General features: G+C 71.5%; 21 protein-coding genes. 10 read left to right on the top strand and 11 right to left on the bottom strand.

What is annotated here, in order from left to right; all coding sequences use genetic code 11:
• Positions 1 to 94: 94 nt before the first annotated feature.
• The 3 genes from BM419_RS04985 to fliI form a co-directional block, all read right to left on the bottom strand.
• Positions 95 to 1,162: a lysylphosphatidylglycerol synthase domain-containing protein gene (locus BM419_RS04985; RefSeq protein WP_020092903.1), complete on the bottom strand. Its 1,068-nt coding sequence runs from the start codon at positions 1,160 to 1,162 to the stop codon at positions 95 to 97.
• A 143-nt stretch (positions 1,163 to 1,305) separates the two neighbouring features.
• Positions 1,306 to 1,713, bottom strand: a complete 408-nt coding sequence (fliJ, locus tag BM419_RS04990) for a flagellar export protein FliJ (protein ID WP_012322462.1) — start codon at positions 1,711 to 1,713, stop codon at positions 1,306 to 1,308.
• 149 nt (positions 1,714 to 1,862) lie between these two features.
• Positions 1,863 to 3,215 carry a flagellar protein export ATPase FliI gene (fliI, locus tag BM419_RS04995; RefSeq protein WP_020092905.1) on the bottom strand — a complete coding sequence of 451 codons (1,353 nt, stop codon included), beginning with the start codon at positions 3,213 to 3,215 and terminating at the stop codon, positions 1,863 to 1,865.
• 419 nt (positions 3,216 to 3,634) lie between these two features.
• Here fliI and BM419_RS05000 point away from each other — a divergent pair, with 419 nt between their 5' ends.
• The gene (locus BM419_RS05000) at positions 3,635 to 4,336 is read left to right on the top strand and encodes a response regulator transcription factor CtrA (protein WP_010683835.1); all 702 of its coding nucleotides are present in this window, start codon (positions 3,635 to 3,637) and stop codon (positions 4,334 to 4,336) included.
• Positions 4,337 to 4,418: 82 nt separating this feature from the next.
• On the opposite strand, the gene BM419_RS05005 is transcribed toward BM419_RS05000, so the two are convergent.
• Positions 4,419 to 5,210 (bottom strand): trypsin-like serine protease, encoded by a 792-nt coding sequence (locus BM419_RS05005; RefSeq protein ID WP_244540700.1) that lies wholly within the window; start codon positions 5,208 to 5,210, stop codon positions 4,419 to 4,421.
• Positions 5,211 to 5,329: 119 nt separating this feature from the next.
• Positions 5,330 to 6,727, bottom strand: coding sequence for a cysteine--tRNA ligase (gene cysS, locus BM419_RS05010; protein WP_091682054.1), 1,398 nt, complete (start codon positions 6,725 to 6,727; stop codon positions 5,330 to 5,332).
• Between the two features lie 310 nt (positions 6,728 to 7,037).
• On the opposite strand from cysS, the gene BM419_RS05015 reads away from it, so the two are divergent.
• Positions 7,038 to 7,385 carry a hypothetical protein gene (locus BM419_RS05015; RefSeq protein WP_042672904.1) on the top strand — a complete coding sequence of 116 codons (348 nt, stop codon included), beginning with the start codon at positions 7,038 to 7,040 and terminating at the stop codon, positions 7,383 to 7,385.
• A 62-nt stretch (positions 7,386 to 7,447) separates the two neighbouring features.
• Here the strand turns inward: BM419_RS05015 and BM419_RS05020 are convergent, their stop codons facing one another.
• A complete protein-coding gene (locus BM419_RS05020; protein ID WP_020092910.1) occupies positions 7,448 to 7,960 on the bottom strand; it encodes a CreA family protein in 513 nt (170 codons plus the stop codon).
• Between the two features lie 160 nt (positions 7,961 to 8,120).
• Here BM419_RS05020 and BM419_RS05025 point away from each other — a divergent pair, with 160 nt between their 5' ends.
• The 4 genes from BM419_RS05025 to BM419_RS05040 all read left to right on the top strand — a co-directional run bounded on the left by BM419_RS05025 (position 8,121) and on the right by BM419_RS05040 (position 13,517).
• Positions 8,121 to 9,212: a DUF2865 domain-containing protein gene (locus BM419_RS05025; protein WP_091925128.1), complete on the top strand. Its 1,092-nt coding sequence runs from the start codon at positions 8,121 to 8,123 to the stop codon at positions 9,210 to 9,212.
• Between the two features lie 79 nt (positions 9,213 to 9,291).
• Entirely contained in the window at positions 9,292 to 11,424 is a 2,133-nt protein-coding gene (locus BM419_RS05030) for an OmpA family protein (protein ID WP_091925131.1), read from the top strand.
• Positions 11,425 to 11,515: 91 nt separating this feature from the next.
• Positions 11,516 to 12,724, top strand: coding sequence for an MFS transporter (locus BM419_RS05035; RefSeq protein WP_091925134.1), 1,209 nt, complete (start codon positions 11,516 to 11,518; stop codon positions 12,722 to 12,724).
• 16 nt (positions 12,725 to 12,740) lie between these two features.
• A complete protein-coding gene (locus BM419_RS05040) occupies positions 12,741 to 13,517 on the top strand; it encodes a class I SAM-dependent methyltransferase (RefSeq protein ID WP_091925136.1) in 777 nt (258 codons plus the stop codon).
• 4 nt (positions 13,518 to 13,521) lie between these two features.
• Here the strand turns inward: BM419_RS05040 and BM419_RS05045 are convergent, their stop codons facing one another.
• The gene (locus tag BM419_RS05045) at positions 13,522 to 14,862 is read right to left on the bottom strand and encodes a glutamate--tRNA ligase (protein ID WP_091925139.1); all 1,341 of its coding nucleotides are present in this window, start codon (positions 14,860 to 14,862) and stop codon (positions 13,522 to 13,524) included.
• Between the two features lie 147 nt (positions 14,863 to 15,009).
• On the opposite strand from BM419_RS05045, the gene BM419_RS05050 reads away from it, so the two are divergent.
• Entirely contained in the window at positions 15,010 to 16,287 is a 1,278-nt protein-coding gene (locus BM419_RS05050) for an NAD(P)/FAD-dependent oxidoreductase (protein WP_091925142.1), read from the top strand.
• Positions 16,288 to 16,299: 12 nt separating this feature from the next.
• On the opposite strand, the gene BM419_RS05055 is transcribed toward BM419_RS05050, so the two are convergent.
• Together BM419_RS05055 and BM419_RS05060 are read right to left on the bottom strand one after the other, a co-directional pair.
• Complete coding sequence (locus BM419_RS05055; protein ID WP_091925146.1) at positions 16,300 to 16,770, bottom strand: hypothetical protein; 471 nt, start codon at positions 16,768 to 16,770, stop codon at positions 16,300 to 16,302.
• Positions 16,767 to 17,177, bottom strand: a complete 411-nt coding sequence (locus BM419_RS05060) for a hypothetical protein (protein ID WP_091925149.1) — start codon at positions 17,175 to 17,177, stop codon at positions 16,767 to 16,769. The genes BM419_RS05055 and BM419_RS05060 overlap by 4 nt, the downstream gene beginning before the upstream one ends.
• A gap of 237 nt (positions 17,178 to 17,414) precedes the next feature.
• Between BM419_RS05060 and BM419_RS05065 the strand changes: the two genes are divergently transcribed.
• From BM419_RS05065 to BM419_RS05075, 3 genes are read left to right on the top strand one after another with little or no spacing between them, the layout of a single operon-like run.
• Positions 17,415 to 18,026: a TadE/TadG family type IV pilus assembly protein gene (locus BM419_RS05065; protein WP_244539995.1), complete on the top strand. Its 612-nt coding sequence runs from the start codon at positions 17,415 to 17,417 to the stop codon at positions 18,024 to 18,026.
• Complete coding sequence (locus BM419_RS05070; RefSeq protein ID WP_091925156.1) at positions 18,005 to 18,664, top strand: TadE/TadG family type IV pilus assembly protein; 660 nt, start codon at positions 18,005 to 18,007, stop codon at positions 18,662 to 18,664. The genes BM419_RS05065 and BM419_RS05070 overlap by 22 nt, the downstream gene beginning before the upstream one ends.
• The gene (locus tag BM419_RS05075; protein WP_091925159.1) at positions 18,642 to 20,366 is read left to right on the top strand and encodes a pilus assembly protein TadG-related protein; all 1,725 of its coding nucleotides are present in this window, start codon (positions 18,642 to 18,644) and stop codon (positions 20,364 to 20,366) included. The genes BM419_RS05070 and BM419_RS05075 overlap by 23 nt, the downstream gene beginning before the upstream one ends.
• A 47-nt stretch (positions 20,367 to 20,413) precedes the next feature.
• Here the strand turns inward: BM419_RS05075 and dksA are convergent, their stop codons facing one another.
• Positions 20,414 to 20,833 (bottom strand): RNA polymerase-binding protein DksA, encoded by a 420-nt coding sequence (dksA, locus tag BM419_RS05080; RefSeq protein WP_012322444.1) that lies wholly within the window; start codon positions 20,831 to 20,833, stop codon positions 20,414 to 20,416.
• 182 nt (positions 20,834 to 21,015) lie between these two features.
• Complete coding sequence (locus BM419_RS05085; protein ID WP_091925162.1) at positions 21,016 to 22,023, bottom strand: hypothetical protein; 1,008 nt, start codon at positions 22,021 to 22,023, stop codon at positions 21,016 to 21,018.

The raw sequence follows: 22,023 nt of genomic DNA on the forward strand, positions 1-22,023 counted from the left end.
AGCGCGCGGCGCGCGCCGATCCCGGGTTTCGCGGTGTGGCGCGCGGGGGCCGAGGCGGCGGCGTCACCCCCGCGTCGAGACGGCGGTTAGCCCCTCAGATCGCTTTCTGCTTGAGCTCCCGCTCCAACTCGTGCGCGTCGAGACCGGGAACGACGACGGGCGGTTCCGGCACGGCGGCCGCCTTGGGCCCGTGCGCGGCCGAGCCGATCGCCGCGGCCAGCCGCGAGCGCTCGAAGGCGATCACCACGATCACCGAGACCAGGGCCGGGAGCCAGAAGTAGAAGATCCGGAAGATGATCACCGCCGCGATGATCGCGTCCTTCTGAGCCTCATCGGTGATGTGCATCGCGGTGATGAACACGATCTCGAACACGCCGAGGCCGCCCGGCGCGTGCGAGGCCAGCGCCACCGAGAAGGAGGCCAGGAAGATCGCCAGGACCGGGATGAAGCCCGGGTTCATCGCCTCCGGCAGGGCGAAGTAGATGATGCCCGCCGCGCCCAGGAGCTCCAGCGGCGCCGCGAGCAGCTGGCGCCCCATGATGCCGGGCCGGGGATATTCGAGCTTGAACGACCGGATGTGCAGCGGCCGCAGGTGCAGGATCGAGCCGATCACGTACAGGCCGACGAAGCCCAGCATGCCGATGCCGACGATCAGCGCGGTCTTGGAATCGGTGAGGAAGCCCGGGAGCTTGCCCTCGAGGCGCGTCAGCAGGTTCGGATCGACCACCAGCGTGAAGCCGCCGAGGAGGACGGTCCCGAGGAAGAACGTGAACGAGCAGAGCGCCACCAACACGGCGACCTGCGCCGCCGTCAGGCCCTTGGCCGTGTAGGCCCGGTAGCGGACTAGGGCGCCCGAGAAGACCGAGGCGCCGATATTGTGCGAGAGCGCGTAGGTCGTGAACGAGCAGAGCGAGACGAAGAGCCACGAGATGTGGCGCACGCCCAGATGCAGCAGGGCGATCCGGTCGTACCAGGCGAGCGCCGCGTAGGCGACCAGGGTCGACAGGGCCGCCAGCAGGATCCGGTGGGGCGGGATCGCGAGGATCGCGGCCCAGATCGCCGCGAGCGAGGTCGTCTTCAATTCTTGGTAGAGGAAGTAGCCCGATATCACGACGGCCGCGAGGCCGATCAAGGGCCAGATGAACTCGCTGATCTTCTTCATGAACACCGACGCCCTGGGGAGAGCCCCTGATGCGCCGGCACGCGACGCGCTGCAAGCGGCATGGCGCCGCCGCGATCCCCCTTGTCAGGTGATCGTGACGGTTTCGTGCCGCGGAAGCCGGCCGAGCGGTCCGACGGGCCGCGTCAGCCCCGGGCGCGGTTGAGGCCGATCCCGTCCATGGCGGCCTGATCGCGGGCCGATTCGGCAGCGCGCTCGGCGGTCCGCTCGCGGTCGTTCAGGATCTCGACCTTCTTGAGCTCCTCGAACGCCTCGCCCAGCTCGGCCTTCGCCTCGGCGAGCTGACCCTCGAGCGCCTGGGCGGACTGGATCATGTTGTCCCGGCGCGTCGCCGCGGCCCGGGCGTAGGTCGGGTAGGCGAAGTGACCGACGTCCGTGATTCCGGCCCGGGCCTCCTCGACGGCGACCTCGCGATCGAGCTCCACCGCCATGCGCTGGAAGTCGGCCATCATCATCTCGATCTGGGTCACGCGCCGGCGCTTCTCGTCGACCTGGAAGCGGCGCAGGCGGATCAGCGTGTCACGCGATTTCATCAGGACGCTCACTCCACGCAACGCTTGAGGCCGCACCCGGGATCGTGCCCGGACCGAGCCTGTGTGCGAGCCTGCCCACGGCAGACCCGCCCGGATCCCCCACGTGCACCATGATCGCGCCGAAGCGTTAACGCCCCGGCCCATGGTGCCTAGGCCCTGCCGACGATCTCGGTGAGCCGTGCGTAACCATCGCCGATGGACGTTGCTTCTTCCTTACCCTGCCCCAGAAAAGCCTCAAGATCGGGCATGAGCGCGACCGCCTCGTCGACCTCCTGGGAGGAGCCCGCCCGGTAGGCGCCGAGCCGGATCAGCTCCTCCATGTCGGCGTAGGTCGACAGCAGCCGCCGCGCCCGCCGTACGACCGGGAGGTAGGCCGGGTCGCAGGAGCGCGGCATGGTGCGCGAGACCGAGCGCAGAACGTTGATCGCCGGGTAGCGCCCGCGCTCCGCGATGGCGCGCTCCATGACGATGTGACCGTCGAGGATGCCCCGCACCGCGTCGGCCACGGGCTCGTTGTGGTCGTCGCCCTCGACCAGGACGGTGAACAGGGCCGAGATCGTGCCCTGCCCCACCCCGGGACCGGCGCGCTCGAGCAGGCGCGGCAGCTCCGAGAAGACGGTCGGCGTGTAGCCCTTGGCGGTGGGCGGCTCGCCGGCGGCGAGGCCGATATCGCGCTGGGCCATGGCGAAGCGCGTGATCGAGTCGATCATGCACAGGACCTTGGCGCCCTGATCGCGGAAGTGCTCGGCGACCGACAGGGTCACGTAGGCCGCGTTCCGGCGCATCAGGGCCGGCTCGTCGGAGGTCGCCACCACGACCACCGAGCGCGCGAGCCCCGCGGCGCCCAGATCGTCTTGGAGGAATTCCTGCACCTCGCGGCCGCGCTCGCCCACGAGGCCGATCACCGCCACATCGGCGGCCGTGTAGCGGGCCAGCATCGACAGCAACACGGACTTGCCGACGCCGGACCCGGCGAAGATGCCCATCCGCTGGCCCGCGCACATGGTCAGGAAGGTGTTGATGCACCGGACGCCCAGATCGAGCGGTCCGCCGACGCGTGTGCGGGCATGGGCGGGGGGCGGGTCCGCGCGCAGGGGGTAGACGTCTGGCCCCTGCACAAGGGGGCCCAGCCCGTCGACCGGCCGCCCGAGGGCGTCGATCACCCGGCCGAGCCAAGCGCCGGAGGGCCGGATCGCGCCGGCCGATTCGTCGCGGACATAGGCGGGGCATCCGCGCCGCACCCCCTCGAGCGAGCCGAACGGCATCGCGAGCGCCCGATCGCCCTGGAACCCGATGACCTCGCAGGGCACCAGCCCGTGGCCGTTAGCACCCTCGACGTCGACCCGGCCACCGAGTCGCATCGCGGCCACAGGTCCGGCGACCTCCACCAGCAGGCCGCGGATCGCCACGACCCGCCCGAACGTCTCCAGCACCTCGATCCGCTCGAGGGCGGCCTGCGCCGACGCGAGCGAAGCAACGGATCTTGCCGGATCCTGTGTCATCGGCCTGGCTCTCAACGCTTCGTTTACCGGCCTCCTTAACACTGCGGGTCACGGGCTCGTAGCGGCTCGATCCGGGTCGCGACCACAATCGCGCCCGACGAAGTCGTACCGGTGTGTCCGACGGACAACACCGGGGATCGAACCGTTGCGCAGGAAGTACTTACGCCGAAGGGGGCGAGCGGCCTGGACGGGGGCGGATCGGAATCGGGGCCGAGGGCGAGGCCGGAGGAACGGTGTTTCTCCTGTCAAGCTCGCGGAACTTCGAACGAGACGCTTGCGGGCAGGAATCAGGTTTTGTTAACGATTAATCCATAGCGTTCCACGTCAAGAGCGACGGAGCGCCCGTCCACAGGCCGGTGGCGGGCGAAGGCTGGGACGTGTCTGCGCGCTGATGCGGCCGGCGGGGCTGGGGACCGACGATGCGGGTACTTTTGATCGAGGACGACAGCGCGACCGCGCAGAGCATCGAGCTGATGCTCAAGTCCGAGAACTTCAACACCTACACCACCGACCTCGGGGAAGAGGGTGTCGATCTCGGTAAGCTGTACGATTACGACATCATCCTCCTCGATCTGAACCTGCCCGACATGTCGGGCTACGAGGTGCTCCGCTCGCTGCGGGTGGCGAAGGTGAAGACCCCGATCCTGATCCTCTCCGGCATGGCCGGCATCGAGGACAAGGTGAAGGGCCTCGGCTTCGGCGCCGACGACTACCTCACCAAGCCGTTCCACAAGGACGAGCTGGTGGCGCGCATCCACGCCATCGTGCGCCGCTCGAAGGGCCACGCCCAGTCGGTCATCACCACCGGCGACCTGATCGTGAACCTCGATCAGAAGACCGTCGAGGTCGGCGGCGCCCGGGTGCACCTCACCGGCAAGGAGTACCAGATGCTGGAACTCCTCTCGCTCCGGAAGGGCACGACGCTCACCAAGGAGATGTTCCTGAACCATCTCTACGGCGGCATGGACGAGCCGGAGCTGAAGATCATCGACGTCTTCATCTGCAAGCTGCGCAAGAAGCTCGCCAACGCCAGCCAGGGCAAGAACTACATCGAGACCGTCTGGGGCCGCGGCTACGTGCTGCGCGAGCCGATGGACGGCGAGGAGCGCATGGCGGTCTGATCCGCCGGTCGCACCGTCTCCTGAAAAACCCCGCGCGGTCCGGCCGCGCGGGGTTTTCGCGTTCCGGCGATATCCGCAGCCCTCACCGCGTCCCGGTGGCCGAGAAGACCTGCGCGGCGGGCGCGATCACCACGTAGCCGCCGCAGGGCGCGGCCCGGCTGATCACCGCGCTGGCCACGCCCCAGATGTAGGTGCCGCGGCGATCCTGCGCGACGACCGGGCCGCCGGAATCGCCGAAGCAGACCCGGGCACCGTTGGCCCGCGCGATGGTCAGCCCGGTGCTGCTCGCCGCCACCGGCGTCAGCGTGGCGGTGCGCAGGCGCCCGACGGTCCGACCGGAGAGGCCGGCGCCGGCGATGCGCAGGCTCTTGGGGACCCGGCCGGGATCCGCCGCCAGCGGCACCGGCCGCCGGTCGCGCACCGGCTCGGTCAGGCGCAGGACCGCGAGGTCGAGGGAGAGGTCGGAGAGGCTGACGCCCGACGCCTCGTTCGGCAGCATCTCCCCCGGATCGGGACTGTAGCGGGCGGCGACACGCGCCCCGTAGACCGGCCGCGCCGGCTCGCTGCCCCGGAAGAACACGACCAGCGCGCCGAGCGGATCGCCGTTCACGCAATGGGCCGCGGTGAGCACGAGATCCGGCGCGATGAGCACGCCGGTGCAGCGGGTCAGCTTCAGCGCCTCCTCGGGCTGGGTGATCGTGCCGATCGCCACGGTGGCCTGCGCCAGGGCATCCCGGCCAGCGGCCGAGCCGCCGTCGATCGCGGCGGCCGGGCCCGACAGGCCCAGACCGAGGGTGAGCGCCGTCGCGGCGGCGCCGCGTCGCGCCCCGATGGTCCGGAAGGTCGTCCCGAAGCTGGTCCCGAAGCTGATCACGTGCTGCTCATCTCCGCCGCGAGCCCCCGGACCACAGATGCCGCACGCGCGGCGCCGCGCAAGCCGGCGCGAGGACGCGGCCGCCGTCACGTCCGTGTCATCGGCGGCCGGCTCGGCGATCAGCGCGCCACCGTCCAAGTCGTGGTGCCGTCCTTGTTGTCCTTCACGGCGACGCCCATCGCCGCGAGGGCGTCGCGCGCCCGGTCCGAGGCGGGCCAGTCCTTGGCGGCCCGCGCCGCCCGGCGCTCGGCGATCAGCGCCTCGACCGCCGCGACGTCGACCCCGGACGCCGCGACCTGATCCTGCTCGCGGTCGCTGCGGGTGCGCGCGAGGAAGCCCAGCAGGTTCGCGCCGGCGCGGAGCGCCCCGGGCTGCGCCTCCGCACCGCTCCCGAGCCGGTGCAGCTCGTTGATCGCGGCCGGCGTGTTGAGGTCGTCGCAGAGCGCCTCGACGACCCCGGCGGGGATGTCGGGCGCGGCGGGCGCGTCCCCGGCGGCGTTGTACCAGCGGTCGAGCACGCGGGCCGATTCCTCGAGGCCGCGCAGGGTCCAGTCGATCGGCTGCCGGTACTGGGTCTTGAGCATGGTGAGGCGCACGACCTCGCCCGGCCAGTCCTTCAGCACGTCGCGGATGGTGATGAAGTTGCCGAGCGACTTCGACATCTTCTCCCCCTCCACCTGGAGGAAGCCGTTGTGCAGCCAGACGTTGGCCATCACCGGCGTGCCGAAGCAGCAGCGGGACTGCGCCACCTCGTTCTCGTGGTGCGGGAAGATCAGGTCGATGCCGCCCGCGTGGATGTCGAAGGTCCGGCCGAGATGCTTGGCCGACATGGCCGAGCATTCGATGTGCCAGCCCGGGCGGCCGGCGGCGGCGATGCCGGCCGGCGACGGCCAGGACGGCTCGCCGGGCTTCGCCGGCTTCCACAGGACGAAGTCGAGGGGCGAGCGCTTGTAGGGGGCGACCTCGACCCGGGCCCCCGCCTCCATCTCGTCGAGGGGCCGCTTCGACAGGCCGCCGTAATCCGGCATCGAGGGGACGTCGAACAGCACGTGGTCCTCCGCCACATAGGCGTGGCCGGCCCGGACCAGCGCCTCGATCATCGTCACCATCTCGGCGATGTGGTCGGTGGCGCGGGGCTCGACGAAGCGGGCTCGCGCGCCCGGCACGTTCACGTCTTCCGGCATGAGCACGCCGAGGTCACGCACGTCGCGGTGGAACTGCGCCAGCGTCCCGTCGGTGAGTTCGCGGATGGTGATGCCGCGCTCTGCCGCCCGGGCGTTGATCTTGTCGTCCACGTCCGTGACGTTGCGCGCGTAGGTGACGTGCTCCGGCCCGTAGAGGTGGCGCAGCAGGCGGAACAGCAGGTCGAAGACGATGATCGGCCGAGCGTTGCCGATATGGGCGGCGTCGTAGACCGTCGGGCCGCAGGCGTAGACGCGGACATGCTGCGGGTCGATCGGCGCGAACGCCTCCTTGGCGCCGGTGAGCGTGTTGTAGAGCCGCAACATCGGCGCCATGAAACCCATCCCTTCTCCGGCGCCGGGGATGACATCCGGCCCGGAGCCGTGGCCGGAAATCCGGCCCTGTCTTCAACGACCTGAGGGCCCCGCGCGGCGAAGAGCGGCCGAAACGTGGCGGATCGGCCAGCCCCGGCACGGCACCCTGTTGCATCGCGGCGACGGCGCGGCCCGCGCGATGGGGCTAACCCAAAAGCGTGAGGAATTCGAGATGGCCTGCGCGCCATGCGGGTAAGGCTTCCTTAACCGCGCCGTCGGACCGTCCGGGCCACGATCCTCACGCCACAGATCCTGTGCCCAAGGACAATCCATGCGACGCTCGGCCGTTGGTTCCCTCGCTCTCGCCACCGTTCTCGCCTGCGCGGGCCTGACCCACGCCGCGCTGGCCGGCACCGACGGCGAGACGCCCGCGAAGGCGCCGGCCCGTGTCGAGAAGACCTTCCTGATCCCGTCGAGCGACGGCTACGGCGTCGGCGAGTGCCTGACGACGCCGGGCAGCGCCTGCGGCCAGGTGGTCGCCAACGCGTGGTGCGAGGCCCAGGGCTACGCCGCGGCGAACTCCTACGGCGTCGCCGCCGCCGACGAGTATACCGGCGCGATCAGCCAGCCGGTCCCGGCGCCGTCCGAGCGCCCGATCCGGATCACCTGCCAGGACTGAGCCGACCGCGGACGGCCCGTCGCCGGGCCGCCGCGCGGAAAGCTCGCGTCACCGGGTGCCGCTCACTTCATGAAGTCGGCGCATTTCTGCGCCGGTTCGGTGCCCCAGGGCGCCAGCGGCACCGCCGAGGTCGAGTTCTTCGGCGAGCCCTGAATGACCTTGTCCGAGTAGACCATGTAGATCAGCGTGTTGCGCTTCGCGTCGCAGCCGCGGACGATCTGCATCGACTTGAAGATCAGCGACCGGCGCTCGCTGAACACCACCTCGCCCTGGCTGAGCTTGCCCTTGAAGGCGATCGGCCCGGTCTGCCGGCAGGCCAGCGAGATGTCCGAGACATCCTCGGCCAGGCCCAGTGTGCCCTTGATCCCGCCCTTCTCGGGCTGGGTGTACCAGCACGACACGCCCGAGACCGCCGGATCGTCGACGCCGTAGACCACGAGCTTGTCGTTGGGCGTCAGCGGGCGCCAGACCGTCGACTTGTCGAAAATCCGGTCCGGCTCCTGCGCCGCGGCCGGACCGGCCGCTGCCAGGCCCAGTGCGAGAAGCCCAACATAGGTGAGACTCCGAAACAACATCGCCGGTCAATTCCCCCTCACGCTTGCGGGCCGGATGTAGGAGGGGTGTCGCGGTCTTGCGAGGGGGCGTAGAATGGCCCCGCTTCCGTCCCGAAGCGCGGATGCGCGCGGGCTCCGGATACTCCGGATCGCCGCGCACCCGATCAACGCGATGCAGCCTATGCCTCACCGCCCGATCGTCCGTACGCTCGGCCGCCTCATCCTGAGCGCGGCCATAGCCCTCGGACTGTCCTCTCCGCTCGCCATCTCCGCCAGCGCGCAGGAGGCCGCGCCCGCCCCGGCGCCCGCCGAGGCGCGGCCGGCGCCGCAGCTGCCGTCGCCGCAGTGCCGGCGCTACCGGGCGGAGCTGGCCTCGCTCCAGAGCGGCGCCAGCACGACGCGCGCGCTCAACGACGAGATCGGTCGGCTCGAAGCCTATTTCCGCGGCCTGAACTGCGAGGGCGGCAAGTTCCTGTTCTTCGACACCCGGCCGCCCCAGTGCGGCGCGGTGGAGCAGCGCATCCGCGCGCTCAAGGCCACCTACGGCGGCGCCGTGATCGACGACAGCGGCGCCCGGAAGCGGGAGCTCCAGGGGCTGGTCGCCTCCACCTGCCCGCCGCGCGAGGCCTATGCCGGCTCCGGTGAGGCCTACGGCCGGGGCGGCCCGCAGATGGTCTGCGTGCGGACCTGCGACGGCGGCTACTTCCCGATGAAGAACCTGCCAGAGGGCCGCGGCGGCGCCGACGAGATGTGTCAGGCGCTCTGCCCGGGGACCGAGGCGCAGGCCTATTCCATGCCGTACGGCGACGACGCCCTGAAGCACGCCGCCACGGTGAAGGGCAGCCGCGCCTACACGAACCTCGCCAACGCCTTCAAATTCCGCAAGGAATTCGTGCCGAACTGCTCCTGCAAGCCGGAGGGCAAGTCCTGGGCGCAGTCTCTGGTGAAGGCCGAGAGCATGCTGGTCCGGCACAAGGGCGACATCTTCGTCACGCCGATGCAGGCCGAGGCCCTGTCCCGGCCGAAGGTGCGCCTGACCCTCGTCGGCCGGGCCGACCGGACCGCGGCGGAGCTCGCCGCCGACGCCGCCGGCCGCGCGGGCGTCGACACGAAGGGCGGCGCGGGACCCGGCCGCGACGATGCGGCGAAGGTCCAGCCTGCCGCGGCCGACGGCACGAAGGCCGCGGAGGCCGCGGAGGCCAAGCCAGATCACGTTGCCGTGCGCATCATCGCGCCCGACGTCATCGCGGTGCCCCAGCGCCTCACCCCCTGAGACCGGTTTCGCGCCGACGGGCGCGGAACCATACGCGACGTCCGGTGTTCGGCTCGGCCTGAACCGACACGAGACCGCGATGCGCCTGCTCCGCCTGATCCTCCTCACCGGCACGGTGCTGCCGGGCCTGACGCTCGTGCAGCTCGCAGACGCCGCGCCGGGCCGGATCCAGGTGGCGCAGGGCGGACCGGAGGAGCGCGGCCCCCGCGGCGGCGAGCCCCCGCACGGCGGCCCGCGCCCCGAGCGGCCGCCGCAGGAGCGTCCCGGCCCGCCGCCGGGCCCACCGGCCGCGCGCGAGCGGCCCGAACCCCGGCCGGAGCGGGCGCCGCCGCCCCCGCGCGAGCGGCCCGAACCGCCCGCCCAGCGCCAGCCGCAGGCCGAACCGCCTCCGCGGGAGCGCGCGCCCGAGCGCCGGCCGGAGCCGCCGGCGGCCCGTCCCCCGGCGCCGGACCGGCAGGACCGCCAACCGGAGCGGCAGCAGGACCGACAGCAAGACCGGCGGGATCAGCAGCCGGACCGTCCGGACCGCGGGCCGCAGGATCGGCCCGGCCCGGGACGGTCCGAGCGTCAGCAGGCGCCGGATCGCGATCAGGCTCCGCCGCCCCAGGCGCGGCCGGCGCCGGAGCGTCCGCCGGCCCCGCCGCATCAGCGCCAGGCGCCCGACCGGGATCGCCCCGGTCCCGACGACCAGCCGAACCGTCCCGCGCAGCGTGACGCGGCCCCCGACCGGTCCGCGCCGGATCGCGGACCGCCGGGTCAGCGTCCGGGCGGTCCGGGTGCACCCGGCGATCGGTCTCAGCCGCCGAACGCGCCCCCCGGCGCACCCGGTCGACCGGCCCAGCGCCCAGACGCGCAGCCCGACAACCGTCTGCCCGAGAACCGCGCCCAGCCGAATGGCGGTCCCGGCGCCGAGCCCGGCCGTCCGCAGGCGCCCAACGCCGCTCCGGGCGTTCCGGGACGGCCGTTCCAGCCGCAGGGAGCCCAGCCCGAGGGACGGGCGCCGGCCCAGCCCAACGGTGCTCCCGGCGCCGAGCCCGGACGGCCGGTGCCGCCCAACATGGCCCCCGGGATTCCGGGACGGCCGTTCGTGCCGCCGGGCCAGGCTCCCGCCCCCGGACAGGCCCCGCCGCCCGGCGGCCCGCAGCCCGGGACGGCGCCGGCACAGCCGGGACAGCCGCCCGCGGGCGGCCCGGGCCGTCCGGCCGACCCGAACGCCTTCAACCGGCCGGGACAGCCCGGCTACGTCCCCGGCGGTTTCCGCCAGAACGATGGCGTGCGCGACTTCGATCAGGTCCGCACAGACCGGCGCGAGTTCCGGGAGGATGGCCGGACCTATTACCGGGAGCCGGGCCGCATCATCGTGCAGGACCGCGACGGCTACCTGATCCGCCACGACGAGAACGAGCGCTTCCGCACCCTCGACCCGCGCGGTTACCGGTTCGAGCGGCAGGGCGCGGACTTCTACAGCTACGTCGACCGGCCCGGCGGCGAGCAGATCGTCACCGTCACGAACGACGACGGTCGGATGCTGCGCCGCTACCTCCGCTACCGCGACGGTCGCGAGCTCGTCCTGATCGACAACAGCTACGCCGGCCCGCTCCGCCCGATCTACGAGGACGTGGTGGTGCTGCCGCCGCCGGAGATCCGCATCCCGCGGGACCGCTACATCGTGGATTACGCCCAGGCCGACGAGGCGGAGGTCTACGAGGCGCTGACGGCGCCCCCCGTGGTGCAGGTCGACCGCCGGTACACGCTGGACCAGATCCGCTACAGCCCGGACCTCCGCGCCCGCCTTCGCTCGGTCGACATCAACACGATCACCTTCGACACCGGCTCGTTCACCGTCACGCCCGATCAGGCGGCCAAGCTGTCGGTGATCGCCGGCGCGATGAACCGCGCCATCCAGGCCAACCCGCGGGAGGTGTTCCTGATCGAGGGCTTCACCGATGCCGTCGGCTCCGCGCTCGACAACCTGTCGCTGTCGGACCGGCGCGCCCAGTCGGTGGCGACCGTGCTGACCGAGCAGTTCCGCGTGCCGCCGGAAAACCTGACCACCCAAGGGTACGGCGAGCAGTACCTGAAAGTGAACACGCAGGGCCCGTCGCGGGAGAACCGCCGCGTCGTCGTCCAGCGGATCACGCCGCTGCTGCAGCAGGGGCAAGGTCAGGGGCAGGGCCAGGCAGCGCCTCCGCCGCCTCCGCCGCCGCGCTAGGGCGGCCGCCGCGCGGGCCTGTCCTGCGCGGCAGTTGACCGTGCGGCCACAGCGCCTCACCACCGGTTGAGGACAGCGGCGCGGGACGGTCATGAACAGCGAGGCGGAGGACGGGCTCATCCGGTCGGGCACACCGGTCTTCCGCCGCACGGCTCTGGCCCTGGCGGCGGCCGGCTTCTCGACCTTCGCGGTGCTCTACGCGGTCCAGCCGCTCCTGCCGATCTACGCGGAGGATTTCGGCGTCTCGCCGGCTGCGAGCAGCCTCGCCCTGTCGCTGCCCTGCGGGCTGCTGGCGGTGGCGCTGCTCGTCGTCAGCCCGCTCTCGGAGATCTGGGGGCGCAAGCCGGTGATGCTGGCCTCGCTGGTCGCCTCGGCGGTGCTCACGGTCGTGGCCGCCCTGGTCCCCGGCTGGTACGGCTTCCTGGCGCTGCGCGCGCTCACCGGGCTGACGGCCAGCGGACTCCCGGCCGTCGCCATGGCCTATCTCGCCGAGGAGATGGACGCCAAGGCCATCGGCCTGTCGATGGGCCTGCTCGTCGGCGGCAACGCGCTGGGCGGCATGTCGGGCCGCCTGATCAGCGGCGTGATGGCGGACTTCGTCAGCTGGCGCGCCGGGCTCGCGGTGATCGGCGGCCTCGCGCTCGCCGCCGCGCTGGCGTTCTGGCGCTGGCTGCCGCCCTCGCGCCGCTTCGTGCCGCGCCGGCTGGCCTGGGCGGAAGTCCCGGGCAGCTTCGCCCACCATTTCCGCGACGCCGGCCTGCCCTGGCTCTTCGCCGAGGCGTTCCTGCTGATGGGCGGCTTCGTCTGCATCTACAATTACATCGGCTTCCGCCTGCTGGACCCGCCCTACGCGCTGAGCCAGGCGGTGATCGGGATGATCTTCTCGGTCTACCTCGCCGGTATGGTCAGCAGCCCTGTCACCGGCGAGCTGGCGAGCCGCTTCGGCCGCCGCCGTGTCCTCTGGGTCGCCACCGCCGTCGGCCTGGCCGGCATCGTGATGACGCTCTCGGACCGCCTGCTGCTGATCCTGGCCGGCATCGTAGTGACGACGGTAGGCTTCTTCGGCGCCCACGCGGTCGCGAGCAGCTGGGTCGGGCGGCGGGCGCTGCGCGACAGGGCCCAGGCCTCGGCGATCTATCTCGGCCTCTACTATCTGGGCTCGTCGGTCCTCGGGACCGCGGGCGGCTGGTTCTTCGCCCATTCCGGGTGGAACGGCGTGGTGCTGTTCGTGGGCGGGCTGTACGGTCTGGCGCTGATGATCGCCCTGCGGCTGTCCCGCCTGAAGCCGCTCGCGACCTGATCCGGGAGATCCGCCGATGAACGCCCGCAGCCACGCCCGACACGTCGTCGACCAGTTCGGCGCGCAGGCCTCCGCCTACGTGACCAGCGCCGTGCACGCCGCCGGCGCCGATCTCGACCGGATCGGCGAGCGGGTCCGCGCGCGACCGGGTCTGCGGGTGCTCGACCTCGGCTGCGGCGGCGGCCACGTCGCCTTCGCGGCGGCCGCCGCTGGCGCCGCCGTCACGGCCTACGACCTGTCGGCCGAGATGCTGGCGGCGGTCGCGGCCGAGGCGGCCCGGCGGGGGCTCGACCGGATCGAGACCCGGCAGGGCGGCGCCGAGGCCCTGCCATTCCCCGACGCGAGCTTTGACGCCGTCCTGACCCGCTACAGCGCCCACCACTGGCGCGACGTGCCGGCGGCCCTGGCGGAGGCGCGAAGAGTGCTGCGGGCGGACGGGTTCCTCATCGTCAGCGACATCGTCGCGCCCGAGGATCCGCTGCTGGACACGCACCTGCAGGCGCTGGAGCTGCTGCGCGACCCCTCGCACGTGCGCGACTACCGGGTCTCGGAATGGCGGGCCCTGCTGGAGGCGGCCGGATTCGCGCCCGGCGACGCGACGCCGAGCCGGCCGCGCATGGAGTTCGCGAGCTGGATCGCCCGGATGCGGACGCCGGAGACTCACGTCGCGGCGATCCGGGCGCTGCAGGTCACCGCGCCCGCGGAAGTCGCGGCGCATTTCGCCATCGAGGCCGACGGCAGCTTCCTGCTCGACGCCGCGCTGATCGAGGCGCGCCCGAAGCCCGGCCGCTGATCGCTCAGGCGGCGGCGCCGGAGAGCCGGCGCGCCGCCCGCTCCCGCCCGATCAGCGGCAGCAGGCCGGCGAGGTCCGGCCCGTGCTCCAGGCCGGTCAGCGCGAGCCGGAGCGGCATGAACAGGCCGCGGCCCTTGGCCCCGATGCGGGTCCGGATCTCGGTCGTCCACGCCTTCCAGGTCTCCGGGCCGAACGGCTCGGGCGGCAGGGTCTCGCGGGCGGCCGCGATCACGGCGGGCTCGGTGAGCACCGGCTCGACGGGACCGGCCACGACCCGCCACCAGTCGGCCGCCTCCGCGACGCGCCCGAGATTGGCCCGCACCGCGAGCCAGAAGGCCTCGGCCCGATCCTCCGGGATCCCCAGAGCCGCGAGGCGCGTGGCCGCCTCCGGGTACGGCATGACGTGGATCAGGCGGGCGTTGAGGCCGTCGAGCTCCGCCGGGTCGAACCGGGCCGGCGCCCGCGAGATCTCGCCGAGATCGACGAGGCCCGCGAGGGTGTCGAGGTCGGGCACGGCCCGCACCGATTCGGCCGAGCCGGTGAGGACCGCCAGCGAGCGCACCGCCGCGGGCTCGTAGCCGGCCTCGCGCAGGCCGCGCAGCGACAGGTGGCCGAGGCGCTTCGACAGCCCCTCCCCGTCGGCCGTCGTCAGCAGGTTGTGGTGGCCGAAGACCGGGACGGGCGCGCCCAGGGCCTCGAAGATCTGCACCTGCACGCCGGTGTTGGTGACGTGGTCCTCGCCGCGGATGACGTGGGTGATCCCGAGATCGGCGTCGTCCACCACCGACGGCAGCGTGTAGAGATAGCTGCCGTCGGCGCGGATCAGCACCGGGTCCGACAGAGACGCGCAGTCGACATGGGCCGGCCCGCGGACGAGGTCGTCCCAGCCGACGGTCCGCGCCTCGAGCAGGAACCGCCAGTGCGGCCGGCGGCCCTCGGCCTCCAGCGCCGCCCGCTCCTCGGCGGTCAGCCGCAGCGCCGCCCGGTCGTAGATCGGCGGCTGGCCGCGGCCGAGCTGCCGCCTGCGGCGGCGCTCCAGCTCCTCCGGCGTCTCGTAGCAGGGGTAGAGCCTTCCCGCTGCGCGCAGGCGGTCGGCGGCGGCGTCGTGCTGCGCCGTGCGGTCGCTCTGCCGCGCGAACAGGTCGGGCACGACGCCGAGCCACGCGAGATCCTCGCCGATCGCCTTGGCGAAGGCCTCCGTGGAGCGCTCCGCGTCGGTATCGTCGAGGCGCAGCAGGAAGCGGCCGCCGGTCCGGCGGGCGAACAGGGCGTTGAGCAGGGCCGGCCGGGCGTTGCCGATATGGAGATACCCGGTCGGCGAGGGTGCGAAGCGGACGAGAGTCATGGCCCGCTCTCTAGCCGATCTGCGCGGGAATGTGCGCGGGACTTCGCGATCACACCGGCCGGATGCGCCGCCCCGCGGCGCCCGCTACCCAGGACGCGGGAAACCCGGCAGAAGGGCGCGCGTGGTGCGGTGCAGGATGTGAGCGGCATGGCGACGGACGAGACGGCCGACATCGTGGTGGTCGGCGGCGGGATGGTCGGCCTCGCCAGCGCCATCGCGCTGAGGGACCGCGGGCTCGACGTGGTGCTGCTGGATCCCGGCGAGGCGCGGGCCCGGACCTCCTACGGCAATGCCGGCGTGGTCAGCCGCGGCTCGATCCTGCCGATGTCGAGCCCGGCCCTGTGGGGCAAGCTCCCGGCCTACCTGCGCAACGCCGATCGCGGCCTGCGGCTGCACTACGGGCATCTCCCGCGGATCGTGCCCTACACGGCGCACTTCCTCGCCGCCGCGCGCGCCTCGCGCTGGCGCCGCGCCGCGGAGGCGCTGCTGCCCCTGACCAGCGCCGCCTATCCGGCCCACGAGCGGCTGGCGGCCCGGGCCGGGACCGGCGACCGGCTGCAGCGGACGGGTTGGATCAAGGCCTACCGCACCGAAGCGGCCTTCGCGTCCGCCGCCCTCGAGCGCGAGATCCTGGCCGGGCACGGGGTCGCCTTCGACATCCTCGACACCGCGGCGCTGCGCGTGCTCGAGCCGGCGCTGGTGCGGCCCTACGCGCGGGCCATGCTGCTCACCGAGACGGGGTCGGTCCGCGAGCCCGGCCGGCTCATCGAGGCGTGCGAGGCCCTGTTCACCGGTCTCGGCGGCCGCCGCCTGCGGGGCAGCGTCGCCCGGCTGGAGCCCCAGGCGGACGGCTGGCGCGTCGATCACGACGGCGGCGCGGTGCGGGGCCGACAGGTTGTCCTCGCGGCCGGCGCCGCGTCCGGAGCGATCGCCCGGACCCTGGGCTACCGTTTCGCCGTTGCGGCCGAACGCGGCTACCACCGCCACTACGCCCTGCATCCGGACAGCGCGCCGCTGACCCGGCCGATCCTCGACACGGGCGCGGGCTCGATCCTGTCGCCGATGGGCGAGCACCGGGTCCGGGTCCTGTCCGGTGTCGAGCTCAACGCGCGCGCCGCCGCGCCCGACCACACCCAGATCGATGCGGCGTCCCGGGAGGCGGCCTCCACCCTTCGGCTCGGCGGCCCGCTGGACAACGCGCCGTGGCTCGGCTCCCGGCCGTCGACCCCCGACGGGATGCCGGTGATCGGCCGCGCCCCCCGGCACGACGGCCTGCTCTTCGCCTTCGGCCACGGCCATATCGGCCTGTCCACCGGCCCGATCACCGGCGAGATCGTCGCCGACCTCGCCACCGGCCAGGAACCGGCCGTGCCGGTCGCGGCCTTCGCGCCGGAGCGGCTCCTGCGCTGGCCGCGGCTGCTCTGAGAGCCGCCTCCCTCAGCGCCAGTCGTAGGGGTTGTAGGGCTCGAGCGCGGCCTCGACCTTCCGCAGGACGTCCGGCTGGCGCTGGAGGTCGGCCTCCCGGGCGAGTGCCCGGAGGAAGGCCTGCGGGCCGTGCTCCAGGTCGCGCGTCAGGCCGCTGTAGCGGTCGGCCGGCTCGACATGGGCGGGATTGACCGCGACGCGGTAAGCGAGGCCGCAGGTCGGCGGGTCGATCCCCAGGCGATAGCAGATCCGCACCCGGGCGAAGGGGACGTCCGGGCGGTAATCGACCCGGTAGCCGCCGAGACGGAAGGCGCCGCCGGTCGCGCGCTCGGCATAGGCCAGCGTCCGCGCCACCGTGGTGAAGCCGGCGGTGCGCCGGTCGCGCACGAGGTCGATCGCCGCCCGTTCCGTGGGCACGAAGGATTGTGCGCAGGCCGGGCCGGACACCAGCGCGACCAGGAGAGCGGGGACGGCGAGTCTCATGACTTCTTCATGCAGACCGCGACGGGCTGGGCATCCTTGGCGGCCTTGGCGGTCATGTCGAGGCAGCCGACCGTGGACACGCCGTCCGTGACGGTCACCGACGGCACAACCGCCATGCCTCGGCAGTAAGCGCCAATCAATTCCTCGTCACGGCGGCACGCCACGTCGAGGCGCACCTGGCTGTTCAGGGACGGTCCCGGCGGACCGGCCGGTCCGGCCGGTCCCGGGTCGCCCGCGGGGCCGCGGGCGCCGGTGGCGCCGTTCACCCCCGCCGGCCCGGCCGGCCCCGCCGGTCCCCGATCACCCTTCGCCCCTGGAGGTCCGGCCGGTCCGGGCTTCGGGGCATCGCAGGCGGCGAGCGCGAGCGCCACCGCGCCGACCACGAGCGCGATCAGGGGGGATCTCATGGGGTTCTCCGGCAGGCCTGCGCGCGGGGAACTGGCGCGCGCAGGCGTTGCGTCAACAGCGCGTCGGCGACACGCCGGCGCTATTACAACCAAAAGTAGCGGCCGTTTGATAACCCTGGTCTAGTCGATCAGATTAAGAGTTTCGCAAAAGCTTGGCGTCACATCGGATGAGATGGCTACTTCCGACTGATCTGCTCGCATATGAACAGCCGAGGACTTGTAGGAACGCAGGTCAGAGTGACGCCAGGTTGCCTCCTCGCGCGCCTCGGGCGCGACACCGGGGGCGCGGCCGCGGTGGAGTTCGCCCTGGTGGCCCTGCCCTTCCTGGCGCTGTGCGGCGCGATCATCCAGATCGTGTTCCAGATGTGGGCGACGCAGAATTTCGATCGCGCGCTCCAGAACGCGGTCCGGACGATCTTCACCGGCCAATTCCAGCTCGACACCGCGGGCCAGACCAATCCGGCGACCGTGCTCGCGACCCTGAAGGCGCGGATGTGCGGATCGCCCGTCAGCCCCGTGCCCACTGTGTTCAACTGCCAGAACGTCAAGATCGACGTCGCGACCTCGAGCAGCTTCGCGAGCGCGACCGCGAACAAGCCGATCGACACCGCCACGGGCACGTGGAGCACGGGTTTCGGCTCCAACTACAAATGCGCTTCGCCCGGGACGATCGTGATCGTCACCGCGGCGGTGCCGTTCCCGACCTTCTTCAACCTGATGGGCCTCAACACGAAGCAGTTCACCAGCGGATCCGCGGAGGGATCGAGCCTGCTGACCTCCACGGCGGTGTTCCGCACCGAGCCCTACCAGATCGTCGGAGCGAGCCCGTGCCCGTCCTCACCGTCCTGACCCGGCGGGCGGCGCGGCTCCGGCACGACAGGCGCGGCGGCGCGGCCGTCGAGTTCGCCGTCATCCTGCCGATCCTGCTCGCGATCTGGGCGGGCATGACCGAGGTGACGCACGCCATCGACGAGTGGCGCAAGCTGACGCAGCTCGGCCGCACGGTGGCGGACCTGACGGCGCAGGGCGACACACAGAACCCGATCAGCACCACCGTGATGAACGACATCCTCGCCTCCGCCACGGCGGTGATGCGCCCGTTCGACACGTCGAAGGTCAAGATCGTGGTCAGCGCGATGGGCACCGACGCGAAGAACCCGAGCGGTCCCCCGGTGGTCTGCTCCAGCGTCGCCAACACCAACGGGACCGCGCGGAGCCTGGGCCCCGCGTCCAGCCTGACCGTGCCGGACGGCTACCGGATGCCGGGCATGCGCTACGTGCTGGCTGAGGTCAGCATCAGCTACACGCCGATGATCGGGAGCGCGCTGGTCAAGCTCGCCAAGGGCGTGAGCAACACGATCACGTTCACCAGCAGCGCGCCGTGGCCGACCCGCGGCGGCCAGGCCTACGGCACCAGCACCTACACGGAAGTCGTCCTGCCGGACGACAAACAATCGAACTGCGATGGCACGAAGATCGTCCGCTAGTCCTGACGGCAGCCCCGAGCGGCGCCGCGATGTCCTGCGCGACCGCGGCGGCAACGTCGCCCTGCTGTTCGCGTTCCTGAGCGTGCCGATGGTGATGGTCGGCGGCGCGGCGATCGATTACGGCTTCGCCACGCGGCTGGAGACGAAGCTCCAGGCCGCGGCCGACGCCACGGCGCTGCTGCTCTGCCAGACGCCGCTGACGACGTCCGAGACCGAACTCAACGCCCTGGCGCAGACGACGATGACCGGTGCCATGGGGGCCGCGAGCCTCGTGGTCGACCGGCTGGCCATCACCAGCAGCCCGCGCAAGATCACGCTGACCGCTCACAAGCAGTCGACGACCTTCTTCGGCGGGCTGACCGGCACCCAGCGCATCAACCCGGGCGCCGTCTCGCAATGCGCCACGCCGCTGCCGAAGACTTTCGAGATCGCGCTCGTGCTCGACAACACGGGCTCGATGGCCGCCTCGAGCGGGGGACAGTCGAAGCTCCAGGCCGTCCAGACGGCCGCGACCGACTTCGTCAACTACGTCTACACCAGCCCGGCCTTCTCCAGCGCGAGCAAGATCTCCATCGTGCCGTTCGCCGCGTCTGTGGCTGTCAATCCAGCCACCTATCGTTACGCGACCTGGATCGATCAAGCTGCGCAATCCAGCTATCACTGGCTCAACGTCAACGGCCTTCAGGGCACGGGCATCACCAATCGCTTCGACATCTTCTCGAAGTTGCAGGCGGCCAACTCCGGCTGGGCCTGGGCGGGATGCCTCGAAACACTGCCCTATCCCCTGAATGTTCAAGACGGCGCACCGACCGCGAGCAACAAGGATTCTTATTATCTCCCGCTCTTCGCCCCCGACGAGCCGGGTGACGGCTCGTCGGAATATAGCGAATACTCGACCAAAAACTCATCGAGTATCAGCTTTAACAGCTATATCGACGATTATACAAACAGCCCCGATTGCCCCAAGCCGACCCGGGACACGTCATTCTCGACGGCCGAGGCGCGTGCATGCAAGTATCTCAGCCCCCGCGATCCGTCGCCCACCTCGCGAAACCGCTACACGGGTATTCCCAACGGGCCGAATTTCGGCTGCACGACCCAGCCGCTTCAGCGACTGACCAGTGATACCACGACGCTCAAGAACCTGATCAACCTGATGGTAGCCTCAGGCTCGACCAATATTCATGAAGGTTTCATGTGGGGATGGCGCACGCTTTCCCCGAACAGCGTGTTCGCAGACGGCGCGCGCTACTCCTCGAACAGCGCCAATTCCGACCTCAGCACGATCAACAAGATCATGATCCTCATGACAGACGGGGAAAATACCTGGCCCGTAAATTCGAACCCGTCCTACAATAAATCCATGTACTTTCCCTTCGGCTACTTTACGAACGCCGATGGATCGAACCCGAATTCGCGGCTTCCGCCCAGCAATCAAAATATTTCGAACACCCGCACAGCGCGTGATGCGCTCGACAAACTGACAGCCCTCGCGTGCAGCAACGCGAAGACAAATAATATATCGATCTACACGATCGGCTTCAGCGTCCCGGCGGATCCGATCGACTCGGCCGGCCAGACGCTGCTGCGGAACTGCGCCTCGTCACCGGACCAGTTCTACCTCGCCAACTCGTCCGACGACCTGATCAAGGCCTTCAAGTCGATCCAGGCCAGCATCGGCGCGCTGCGGCTGACGCAGTAGGCGCCGCGCCGGCGCTGCGCGGGATTTGGCGCGCGGCCCGGACCCAGTCAGTCGTCGCGGTAGACGCGCTCGCGGCGCTCGTGCCGTTCCTGCGCCTCGAGGGACAGGGTGGCGATCGGGCGCGCGTCGAGCCGGCGCAGGGAGATCGGCTCGCCGGTCTCCTCGCAGAACCCGTAGGATCCGTCCTCGATTCGGGCCAGCGCCGCGTCGATCTTGCCGGTGAGCTTGCGCTGGCGGTCCCGGGCCCGCAGCTCGATCGCCCGGTCCGTCTCGGAGGACGCGCGGTCGGCGAGGTCGGGGTGGTTCTCGTTCTCGCTCTGCAGAGCCACCAGCGTATCCTGCGCCTCGCGCAGGATGTCGTTCTTCCAGCTCAGCAGCTTGCGCCGAAAATATTCGCGCTGCCGGTCGTTCATGAAGGGCTCGTCGTCGGACGGGACGTAGCCGTCCTCCAGCTGCACCTTCGCCATGCGTCACCCTCGCTGGATGGTAAACCGCCCACCAGGGGATGGCCGGTGTGCGGCGATAACGTGAGGTGCCGTATAGTCGAGGTGCCTCATCGCCACAACGCACACGGATGCAGGGGCTGTAAATGGCTGTCACTGCATCGCCGCGTGCGGCAAACAGGCCACGGTACAGATGTTTTACGCTGTCATCTGGTCCGCAACCGTACGATCGCTTCTGCGATCTCCGTGGTCAGGCTCCGAGCGATCGGCAGCCTGTAATGGGTCTGGTCGAAGAACTGGTCGGGATCGGCCGCCGCGGGGCGGCCGTCGCGCCAGTCGACCACCGTGCTGAGCGCGTGGGTCGCCAACACCGTGCGCACCTCGGCCCGGCAGGCGGCCTCGGCCCGCGCCCGAGGGCTGCCGGGCGGCGGCTCGCCGCGGGCGTAGACCGGCGGGAACACCACCACGACCGGCGTCTCCGCCGGGATCCGGGTCAGTTCGGCGCGCAGGCGCGCCGCGATCGGGAACGGCCCGCCGTGCCGCGGCTCCGGCTCGGGCCCGACCGGCTTCTCCAGCGCCGCCTTCTTGGCGGGATCGACGCCGAAGCCCTGGCTCAGGTAGTTGCGCTCGTAATCCCACCAGCCGTCGGCCGCGGCGGTCTTGCGGCGCGGGTTCAGGAGCCAGCCGATGCGGTTGACCGTCTCCTGCGCGGCCGAGAAGCGGATCAGCCCGCGCAGGTAGGCGGGCCAGTCCCCCACGAGCCAGTAGGGAAAGCCGTGCTCGCTCGGGAAGGACGGGTCGTCCGCGCACCAGAACGCGTCGGCCGAGAGCACGATCGCGGCGGGGCGGGCGTGGTGCTGCAGGTACCATCCCAGCAAGGCGAACTGCTCGGACGGGCCGGTGGCCGGCACCGAGAGCTGGAGGAACGGGATGCCGGTGAGCCGGGTCAGTGCCGCCGGCTCGATGAGTTGGATGTGCGAGTTGCCGATCACCACGCCCGCATAGGCCGGATCGCGGCCGCGGACGGCCGAGGCCGTGCGGGGCCCCTGCGGCCGCACGGCCCCCCGGGACAGCAGCGTCGAGCGGCCGGTATCGTAGGGGTCGACCAGCACCGCGAGGGCGAGGTAGCCCGCGAAGAGTCCGACCATCGACAGGGCCAGGGCGCGGGCGAAGCCGCGCCAGTCCCTGTCGGTCGTGGGGGGTGCGGGCGCCAT

The organism is Methylobacterium sp. yr668, from assembly GCF_900116245.1.
In the GTDB taxonomy this organism is placed as follows: domain Bacteria; phylum Pseudomonadota; class Alphaproteobacteria; order Rhizobiales; family Beijerinckiaceae; genus Methylobacterium.

Bases quoted from the DNA above. Each gene is read 5' to 3' on its own strand.
- BM419_RS04985 (WP_020092903.1), bottom strand. From the start codon at position 1,162: ATGAAGAAGATCAGCGAGTTCATCTGGCCCTTGATCGGCCTCGCGGCC.
- fliJ (WP_012322462.1), bottom strand. From the start codon at position 1,713: ATGAAATCGCGTGACACGCTGATCCGCCTGCGCCGCTTCCAGGTCGAC.
- fliI (WP_020092905.1), bottom strand. From the start codon at position 3,215: ATGACACAGGATCCGGCAAGATCCGTTGCTTCGCTCGCGTCGGCGCAG.
- BM419_RS05000 (WP_010683835.1), top strand. From the start codon at position 3,635: ATGCGGGTACTTTTGATCGAGGACGACAGCGCGACCGCGCAGAGCATC.
- cysS (WP_091682054.1), bottom strand. From the start codon at position 6,727: ATGGCGCCGATGTTGCGGCTCTACAACACGCTCACCGGCGCCAAGGAG.
- BM419_RS05015 (WP_042672904.1), top strand. From the start codon at position 7,038: ATGCGACGCTCGGCCGTTGGTTCCCTCGCTCTCGCCACCGTTCTCGCC.
- BM419_RS05020 (WP_020092910.1), bottom strand. From the start codon at position 7,960: ATGTTGTTTCGGAGTCTCACCTATGTTGGGCTTCTCGCACTGGGCCTG.
- BM419_RS05025 (WP_091925128.1), top strand. From the start codon at position 8,121: ATGCCTCACCGCCCGATCGTCCGTACGCTCGGCCGCCTCATCCTGAGC.
- BM419_RS05030 (WP_091925131.1), top strand. From the start codon at position 9,292: ATGCGCCTGCTCCGCCTGATCCTCCTCACCGGCACGGTGCTGCCGGGC.
- BM419_RS05035 (WP_091925134.1), top strand. From the start codon at position 11,516: ATGAACAGCGAGGCGGAGGACGGGCTCATCCGGTCGGGCACACCGGTC.
- BM419_RS05040 (WP_091925136.1), top strand. From the start codon at position 12,741: ATGAACGCCCGCAGCCACGCCCGACACGTCGTCGACCAGTTCGGCGCG.
- BM419_RS05045 (WP_091925139.1), bottom strand. From the start codon at position 14,862: ATGACTCTCGTCCGCTTCGCACCCTCGCCGACCGGGTATCTCCATATC.
- BM419_RS05050 (WP_091925142.1), top strand. From the start codon at position 15,010: ATGGCGACGGACGAGACGGCCGACATCGTGGTGGTCGGCGGCGGGATG.
- BM419_RS05055 (WP_091925146.1), bottom strand. From the start codon at position 16,770: ATGAGACTCGCCGTCCCCGCTCTCCTGGTCGCGCTGGTGTCCGGCCCG.
- BM419_RS05060 (WP_091925149.1), bottom strand. From the start codon at position 17,177: ATGAGATCCCCCCTGATCGCGCTCGTGGTCGGCGCGGTGGCGCTCGCG.
- BM419_RS05075 (WP_091925159.1), top strand. From the start codon at position 18,642: ATGGCACGAAGATCGTCCGCTAGTCCTGACGGCAGCCCCGAGCGGCGC.
- dksA (WP_012322444.1), bottom strand. From the start codon at position 20,833: ATGGCGAAGGTGCAGCTGGAGGACGGCTACGTCCCGTCCGACGACGAG.
- BM419_RS05085 (WP_091925162.1), bottom strand. From the start codon at position 22,023: ATGGCGCCCGCACCCCCCACGACCGACAGGGACTGGCGCGGCTTCGCC.